Here is a 5,591-nt window from a genome sequence, read left to right as displayed (position 1 = left end):
CGCGACTTGACGAAGCCGGGACGCTGGGCCAGCGCCTGCAGCAGCAGGAACTCGGTCACCGTCAGCGTCACTTCCTTGCCCTTCCAGGTCACCGCGTGGCGCAGGGGGTCCATCGACAGCGAGCCCCGGACCATGACCTTCGTGTCTTCGGTCGTGCCGACCTCGTTCGTCTCGACCGCCTGCTGGCGGCGCAGGAGCGAGCGGATGCGTTCGATGAGCAGGCGCTGCGAGAAGGGCTTCTTGACGTAATCGTCGGCGCCCATCCTCAGGCCCAGAACCTCGTCGATTTCGTCGTCCTTGGAGGTGAGAAAGATGACCGGCATCTGCGTCTTCTGACGCAGGCGCTGCAACAGCTCCATGCCGTCCATGCGCGGCATCTTGATGTCGAGGACCGCCATATCCGGCAGCTTTCGGTTGAAAGCGTCCAGTGCCGATTGTCCGTCGTTATAGGTTTCGACCTCGAAACCTTCGGCCTCGAGCGAGATCGAGACCGACGTCAGGATGTTCCTGTCGTCATCGACAAGTGCGATCTTTGACATGTGCCTGTCCTTGTAAGCTGCTCACTTGGTCTTTTTTTGGCCTCATTCTGTGGATTTCCACACCGAGAATCAACCGAATAGTCAACAAGACCCCGGGGACTGAGTCCAAAATAGCGCGTTCAGGGTGAAGATTTCGCTTATCGGAACGCCGCTCCACCCTCGCATGCGACAGTTTGCGATAACAGCGGCATGTTGGCGCTAAAGGCGGAAATGCGTCCTGTTCCTCCGCGAAATCGCCATGATATAGGCCAAGTGTCGGTCGAGGAGACCGTTCACCGGACCGCCCGAGGCAGGGGGCTGATCCGGATTTTCCAATTTCGAGGCCTTACGGCGGCCCGACGAAGGAGCGAGCACTATGACTGGACGCGTCAACCCCAAACAGCGGCTCGAGGATCAGGGCATCACCGGGCTGGGCTCGGTCGCCTATAACCTCATCGAGCCTGCGCTGGTGGAAGCCGCCCTGAAACGCGGCGAGGGCACCCTGGGCAAGGGCGGCTCGTTCCTGGTGACGACGGGTCAGTTCACCGGCCGCTCGCCCAAGGACAAGCACGTCGTGCGCACGCCCTCGGTCGAAGACACGATCTGGTGGGAAAACAACAAGCCGATGGCGCCTGACGCCTTCGACCGCCTCTATGAAGACATGCTGGCCCATATGAAGGGCCGTGACTATTTCGTGCAGGACCTGTTCGGCGGCGCCGATGCCGAGCATCGCCTCGATGTGCGCGTTGTGTCCGAACTCGCCTGGCACAGCCTGTTCATCCGCCACCTGCTGCGCCGCCCCTCGCGCGAAGAGCTCGAAACCTTCGTCCCCGAATGGACGATCATCAACTGCCCCTCGTTCAAGGCCGACCCCGAGCGTCACGGCTGCCGCACCGATACCGTGATCACGCTGAACTTCGACAAGCGCGTCATCCTGATCGCCAACACCGAATACGCGGGCGAGAACAAGAAATCGGTCTTCACGCTGCTGAACTACATCCTGCCCGGCAAGGGCGTGATGGCGATGCATTGCTCGGCCAACCACGCGATCGGCAACCCCGACGATTCGGCCGTGTTCTTCGGCCTGTCGGGCACCGGCAAGACCACGCTCTCGGCCGATCCCTCGCGCACGCTGATCGGCGATGACGAGCATGGCTGGTCGGAGAACGGTATCTTCAACTTCGAAGGTGGCTGCTACGCCAAGACCATCAACCTCAGCGCCGAAGCCGAGCCCGAGATTTACGCGACGACCGAGAAATTCGCGACCGTGATCGAGAACATGGTCTTCGATCCGGAAACGCTGGACCTCGACTTCCAGGACAGCAGCCTGACCGAGAACATGCGCTGCGCCTATCCCCTGGACTACATCTCGAACGCCTCGGAAACGGGTCTGGGCGGCACGCCCAAGCACGTGATCCTGCTGACCTGCGACGCCTACGGCGTCCTGCCGCCCATCGCCAAGCTGAGCCCGGCGCAGGCGATGTACCACTTCCTCTCGGGCTTCACCTCGAAGACCCCGGGCACCGAGCGCGGCGTGGTCGAGCCCGTGCCGACCTTCTCCACCTGCTTCGGCGCCCCCTTCATGCCGCGCCGGCCGGAAGTCTACGGCAAGCTCCTGCAGGAAAAGATCGCGGCCTCGGGCGCGCAATGCTGGCTGGTCAACACCGGCTGGACCGGCGGCGCCTTCGGCACCGGCAAGCGGATGCCGATCAAGGCGACCCGCAAGCTGCTGACCGACGCGCTGAGCGGCTCGCTGGAGAAAGCCGCCTTCCGCAAGGACCCGAACTTCGGCTTCGAGGTCCCGCTGGAATGCACCGGCGTCGATCCCTCGCTGCTGGACCCGCGCACGACCTGGGCGGACCCGGCCGCCTATGACGCGCAGGCCAAGAAGCTGGTGCACATGTTCTCCGAGAACTTCGCGCAATACGTCCCCTATATCGACGAGGACGTGAAGGCCGCCGCCATCGGCTGAGCCACCGTCACCGCGATCAGACAAGGCCCGGGTTCCGCCCGGGCCTTTGTCGTCGGCGCAGGCTCCCGAGGTTTTGACCGCCCCCTCGCCCGCGCCGCGTCACGGCGCCGGTGACTTGCCACGGGCCATGGGCTACACCTGCGCCATGATCCGCTTTCCGCTTCTCATCGCTGCCCTGTGCCTGACCGCCGCACCCGCTGCCGCCGAGGTCCGCGGCCCGGTCTCGCCCTCGGTCGTAAACCTGGTCGGCGGCCTGTTCTGCGCACCCGAGACCGCCGGGCGCCGCCCCGCCCCCGGCACCATGGATGGCTGGGTGCATGTCCCGGCCGAACCCATCGTGCTGGTCGCGGAAAGCGATCAGGCGCCGATGGTCCTGGGCATGGGGTTTGGCGTGCGCTACGGGCTGGCGGGCCTGGGGCCGGGAACCGTGACCTATACGGTCACCCATCCGCCGATCCCGCCCACCAACATGAGCGTCGAAAGCTGGAACAGCGAAGCGCCGGTGGCCAGCGGGGATTCCTTCTTCTTCCAGTTCGACCGGCCAGAAGAGATGGTGCCGGGCGAATGGACCTTCTCGGCCGCGATCGCGGGTGAGGTGCTGTTCACAATCGCCTTCCAGGTGCGCCCGGCGTCGGAGCTGCCGGCGCTGGCCCATCTGTGCCGCGCGCCGCAGATGCTGTCCCTCAGCCGAAGAAGCCCCTCCGCAGCAGGTTGAGCGCACTCAGCGCCAGCAAGAGCAGCGTCCAGCGCTTGAAGCGCGCCTGGTCCATGCTGTCATGCGCCTTGTAGCCCAGCCACATGCCGATCCCCGCGGGCACCAGCATGGCGGCCGACAGCTTTGCCGTCTCGGCGTTCAGCACGCCCGAGCGGATATGCGCGACCGTCAGCACCACCGCCCCGATAGCAAAAAGCACCGACATCACGCGCACCATCTCGGTCTTCTCGACCTTGGCGGCCAGCAGGTAGACGATGGTCGGCGGCCCCCAGACCCCCGAGATCCCGCCATAGAGCCCGCCGACGAAGCCGGTCAGCGCCTCGATCGGATGGCGCCAGCGGCGGGGAATGTCGGGCGCCCAGCCGCTCAGCTGCAGCCCGGCGAAGAACAGCACCGCCGCGCCCAGAAGCAGGAACATCACCTGTTGCGGCAGGACCAGCACGAAGGGCGCGGTGATCAGGATCCCCGCCACCGTCGCCGCGATCAGCCGCCAGAAGGTCTTGGCCGCCGCCACTGCCGGAACCCAGCCATGGCGCAGGGCCTGGTGCGCGTTGGTGGCCAGCACCGGCAGGATCAGCGTGGCCAAAGCCACTGGCGCCGGCATGAAGGACGGCAGCACGGCGATCAGGATCAGCGGCATGGCAAAGCCGATGGCGCCCTTGACGAAACCCGCGCCCAGCGTCACCGCCGCTGCCAGCAGAAAGGCCCAAAGCGGCAGACCCGCAACCACCGTATCCATATATCAATCTCCCTGACTCGCTCCCTGTCTATCGCGCGCGGAAAGCCGCCGCACGGCCAAAGTTATCGCGACATATTCATGCGAAAGCAGACGTCATGGCGAATTAATGTTGCGCTGCAATTGCGAAGAGGCTATCGCTGCACCAGCATCTACAGGTTCGCCACAGGAGTCCCTCATGCCCCATGACGGCCAGGACATGACCGCCCCCGCCCCGCTGCTCGCCGATCTTTCGGCCCGCGTCGCCGCGCTGCAGGCGCCGCTCGACACGCTGCTCGCCTCGGCCACGACCCAGCTGCGGGCGATGGTCTCGGACGGCGGCAAGGTGCAGGGAGCGCTCATCGACCGCCACCAGCGCGCGGCGCATGGTCTGGCGTGGCTGGCGACCTATGTGGAATCGATCCGCCAGATGGGCGCCTGGGCCGATCGCCTGACGCAATCGGGTAGTTTCGGCGAGATGGAAGCGCTGATCCTGCAGATCGGCTGCGGCGAGTATCTGGCGCAGATCCTGGGCGGCATCCCGATGAACCAGGGCGAGATCCTGCGCCCCTCGGACATCGGCCTGACCGCGGCCGACCTCGCCCCCTTTGCCGACAGCCCGATCCTGGCCGGAAACTCGCCCGAGGCCCGCGCCCGTCTGGTCGCCCTGATGCGCGAGAACCACGGCCGCGCCACCTTCGGTGCCACGGGGCTGGACGAGGAACTGGAGATGATCCGCGACCAGTTCCGCCGGTTCTCGGACGAGAAGGTCGCGCCCTTCGCCCATGAATGGCACCTGAAGGACGAGTTCATCCCGATGGCGATCATCGAGGAACTGGCCGAGATGGGCGTCTTCGGCCTGACCATCCCCGAGAATCTGGGCGGCTTCGGCCTGTCCAAGGCCTCGATGGTGGTGGTGTCCGAAGAGCTGAGCCGCGGCTATATCGGCGTGGGCTCGCTGGGCACCCGGTCCGAAATCGCCGCCGAGCTGATCCTGGCGGGCGGCACCGATGCGCAGAAGTCCGAATGGCTGCCCAAGATCGCCTCGGCCGAGATCCTGCCGACCGCGGTCTTCACCGAGCCCAACACCGGCTCGGATCTGGGCTCGCTGCGCACCCGGGCGGTGAAGAATGCGAACGGCGATTATGAGGTGACCGGCAACAAGACCTGGATCACCCATGCCGCGCGCACCCATGTTATGACCCTGCTGGCGCGGACCGATCCGAACACCACGGATTACCGCGGCCTCAGCATGTTCCTGGCCGAAAAGACCCCGGGCGACGATGCCAACCCCTTCCCGACCCCCGGCATGACCGGCGGCGAGATCGAGGTGCTGGGCTATCGCGGCATGAAGGAATACGAACTCGGCTTCGACGGGTTCAACGTGAAGGGCGAGAATCTGCTGGGCGGCGAGGAAGGCAAGGGCTTCAAGCAGCTGATGCAGACCTTTGAATCGGCCCGCATCCAGACCGCCGCCCGGGCCATCGGCGTGGCCCAGAACGCGCTGGAAGTCGGCATGCAATACGCCGAGGACCGCAAGCAGTTCGGCCGCGCCCTCATCAACTTCCCCCGCGTCGCCGACAAGCTGGCGATGATGGCGGTTGAGATCATGATCGCCCGCCAGCTGACCTATTTCAGCGCCTGGCAGAAGGACCACGACAAGCGCTGCGA

At 65.4% G+C, this 5,591-nt stretch carries 5 protein-coding genes; 3 read left to right on the top strand and 2 right to left on the bottom strand.

From position 1 onward, the window contains the following. On the bottom strand, positions 1 to 539 hold a 539-nt coding region (locus tag VDQ18_RS22580; protein ID WP_323023109.1), incomplete at its 3' end, for a response regulator. A 355-nt stretch (positions 540 to 894) separates the two neighbouring features. Here VDQ18_RS22580 and VDQ18_RS22575 point away from each other — a divergent pair. Beyond that, complete coding sequence (locus tag VDQ18_RS22575; RefSeq protein WP_323023108.1) at positions 895 to 2,490, top strand: phosphoenolpyruvate carboxykinase; 1,596 nt, start codon at positions 895 to 897, stop codon at positions 2,488 to 2,490. Positions 2,491 to 2,605: 115 nt separating this feature from the next. Then, positions 2,606 to 3,205 (top strand): DUF3859 domain-containing protein, encoded by a 600-nt coding sequence (locus VDQ18_RS22570; protein ID WP_323023107.1) that lies wholly within the window; start codon positions 2,606 to 2,608, stop codon positions 3,203 to 3,205. Here VDQ18_RS22570 and VDQ18_RS22565 read toward each other — a convergent pair. After that, on the bottom strand, positions 3,174 to 3,944 hold the full coding sequence (locus VDQ18_RS22565; RefSeq protein WP_323023106.1) for a sulfite exporter TauE/SafE family protein: 771 nt from the start codon (positions 3,942 to 3,944) through the stop codon (positions 3,174 to 3,176). The two genes, VDQ18_RS22570 and VDQ18_RS22565, sit on opposite strands and share 32 nt — an antisense overlap. A 175-nt stretch (positions 3,945 to 4,119) precedes the next feature. Between VDQ18_RS22565 and VDQ18_RS22560 the strand changes: the two genes are divergently transcribed. Continuing rightward, positions 4,120 to 5,591 (top strand): acyl-CoA dehydrogenase family protein (locus VDQ18_RS22560; protein ID WP_323023105.1); only part of this gene is annotated, 1,472 nt, incomplete at its 3' end.

Origin of the sequence: Pararhodobacter sp., from assembly GCF_034676075.1 — a bacterium.
Taxonomy (GTDB): domain Bacteria; phylum Pseudomonadota; class Alphaproteobacteria; order Rhodobacterales; family Rhodobacteraceae; genus Pararhodobacter.
The sequence above is the reverse complement of the archived record's forward strand: the minus strand, read 5'-3'. Positions and strand labels throughout refer to the sequence as shown.

What these genes read in the sequence shown, in the direction of transcription:
- VDQ18_RS22575 (WP_323023108.1), top strand. Translation starts at nt 895, where the DNA reads ATGACTGGACGCGTCAACCCCAAACAGCGGCTCGAGGATCAGGGCATC.
- VDQ18_RS22565 (WP_323023106.1), bottom strand. Translation starts at nt 3,944, where the DNA reads ATGGATACGGTGGTTGCGGGTCTGCCGCTTTGGGCCTTTCTGCTGGCA.